The following is a 1,898-nucleotide window of genomic DNA, read 5'->3' as shown; positions in this document are numbered from 1 at the left end:
CTGTCGCACAATCTTTGTGCGGTATTGCCCTAGGAAAACACCCAGCAATGAAATGCGAGAGAAAGGGATACGGAGTTACATGCAGGTCGAAATCGGAAAAATTTATGAGGGAACAGTAAAAAATATCACCAAGTATGGTGCATTTGTGGAGCTGCAAATGCCGGAGGAGGAAAAGGTGATGGGCATGGTGCACATCTCTGAGATCTCCCGCAGCTATGTCAACGAGATCCGCGATTTCGTGACAGAGGGGCAATCGGTACGTGTCAAGGTGATCGGCACCAATCCACAGGGGAAGATCAGTCTTTCCATGAAGCAGGCGGAAGAAAACAAAGAGCACGGCGGCAGACGCAGTGACTCTGACCACGCTCCCCGCGGAGAACGCGGCGGCAAGCCGTTCCGCGGAAACGGTGACGGACAGCAGTCCCGTCCGCCCCGCCGCAGCAAGCCCAACGTCTGGGAGCCGAAAAAGCGGCAGGATCCCTCTGAAATGTCTTTCGAGGATATGCTTTCCCGCTTCAAGCAGACCAGCGAGGAACGCATGTGCGACATCAAGCGTGGAACCGAACGAAAAAATCGTTCGAAGCGGAAGTGAGAAAATATTCCCTGAAAAAGAACCAGCGGCAGCCCGACACGGCTGCCGTTTTGTGTTGCCTTTCATAAAACTGTACATATTGTCAGAAAAGCCGCCGGCAAAACTGGGGGAAATGCCGGTTTTCCCAAGGGTTTCAAGATTTCTGAGGATAGATATTGACAATTCTGCCGTTTTCCGATATAATAAGAAAAGTGCAGTGCGTGCCGTCAACGGGTGCGTGCCGCACTTCCTGAGCAATAGCAAACTGAATAATTTCACGGATTGATAGGGGAATGCGTATTGAAGCCGGTACCTTTTGAGCAACTACCGGATCAGGAGCTTGTGCTCCTGGCGAGAAATGACCGTGGGGCAATGGAATCGCTGGTGAAACGCTATACCGGTGCCGTCTGGCATCAGGTGCGGCAGTTTCAGGGCATTTCTGAACCGGAGGATCTCGCACAAGAGGGCTTTTTGGGTCTGATTTCTGCGGTATGTCGGTATGATTTCATGCGTGGCGTACCTTTTTCTGCCTATGCGGGCAAATGCATTACAAACAGCATTGTATCTGCGTTGCGGCACTGCCGCAATTTACCGTTACCTGTGGGGGCATCGGACATGCCTCCGCTTTCTCAGGTACAGGACACCGCCCTGCCGCCGGATTCTGTGGTACAGAGCCGGTCACAGGCGGCGGAGATGTTCTGTGCAATGGTGAACCGCTTATCCCGGCGGGAATATCAGGTTTGCATGCTGATCTACGGAGGAGCGTCCTATGCACAGGCTGCGGAACAGCTCGGAATCTCTGTAAAATCAGTGGATAATGCACTGCAGCGTGCCCGACGAAAACTTCATTCGGAAGGCGTTTTGCAGTAATTGCACCGGGATTCTCCGGACGGTATCCTGCCGCCGGAACATTTTTCATGGAACAGCCGGAAAGACCATTCCGGCACGAGGAATCCCAAGCGGACACCCTCGAGAAAGGTAAGGTTATACTATGTACGAAGATAAGACTTTGGTATGCAAGGACTGCGGCAATGAATTCGTTTTCACTGCTGGCGAACAGGAATTCTACGCAGAAAGAGGCTTCACCAATGAGCCGAAGCGTTGCAAGGCTTGCCGTGATGCAAAGCGTGGCGGTGCTCCCAGACAGGAACGCGAAATGTTCACTGCTGTCTGCGATTCCTGCGGCGGCGAAGCAAGAGTGCCGTTCCAGCCCCGTGAAGGCCGTCCGATCTACTGCAGTGCATGCTATGCAAAGATGAAGGAAGAAGCATAAGGCTTACGGACTGCATTGAGATAAGGCAATGCCGCACAAAGAGCGTCTGGCGAC

Annotated in this window: 3 protein-coding genes; all 3 read left to right on the top strand. The window is 52.8% G+C overall.

Features of this window, described 5'->3' with window-relative positions; translation table 11 throughout:
- The first annotated feature begins 79 nt into the window (after positions 1 to 79).
- The 3 genes from RUMCAL_RS09470 to RUMCAL_RS09460 all read left to right on the top strand — a co-directional run bounded on the left by RUMCAL_RS09470 (position 80) and on the right by RUMCAL_RS09460 (position 1,844).
- Positions 80 to 592 carry a S1 RNA-binding domain-containing protein gene (locus RUMCAL_RS09470; protein ID WP_040647778.1) on the top strand — a complete coding sequence of 171 codons (513 nt, stop codon included), beginning with the start codon at positions 80 to 82 and terminating at the stop codon, positions 590 to 592.
- Between the two features lie 279 nt (positions 593 to 871).
- Complete coding sequence (locus RUMCAL_RS09465) at positions 872 to 1,441, top strand: sigma-70 family RNA polymerase sigma factor (protein ID WP_147330030.1); 570 nt, start codon at positions 872 to 874, stop codon at positions 1,439 to 1,441.
- 121 nt (positions 1,442 to 1,562) lie between these two features.
- Positions 1,563 to 1,844 carry a zinc-ribbon domain containing protein gene (locus RUMCAL_RS09460; RefSeq protein ID WP_021682560.1) on the top strand — a complete coding sequence of 94 codons (282 nt, stop codon included), beginning with the start codon at positions 1,563 to 1,565 and terminating at the stop codon, positions 1,842 to 1,844.
- Positions 1,845 to 1,898 lie beyond the last annotated feature (54 nt).

Origin of the sequence: Ruminococcus callidus ATCC 27760, from assembly GCF_000468015.1 — a bacterium.
Taxonomy (GTDB): Bacteria; Bacillota; Clostridia; order Oscillospirales; family Ruminococcaceae; genus Ruminococcus_C; species Ruminococcus_C callidus.
The sequence above is the reverse complement of the archived record's forward strand: the minus strand, read 5'-3'. Positions and strand labels throughout refer to the sequence as shown.

What these genes read in the sequence shown, in the direction of transcription:
- RUMCAL_RS09470 (WP_040647778.1), top strand. Translation starts at nt 80, where the DNA reads ATGCAGGTCGAAATCGGAAAAATTTATGAGGGAACAGTAAAAAATATC.
- RUMCAL_RS09460 (WP_021682560.1), top strand. Translation starts at nt 1,563, where the DNA reads ATGTACGAAGATAAGACTTTGGTATGCAAGGACTGCGGCAATGAATTC.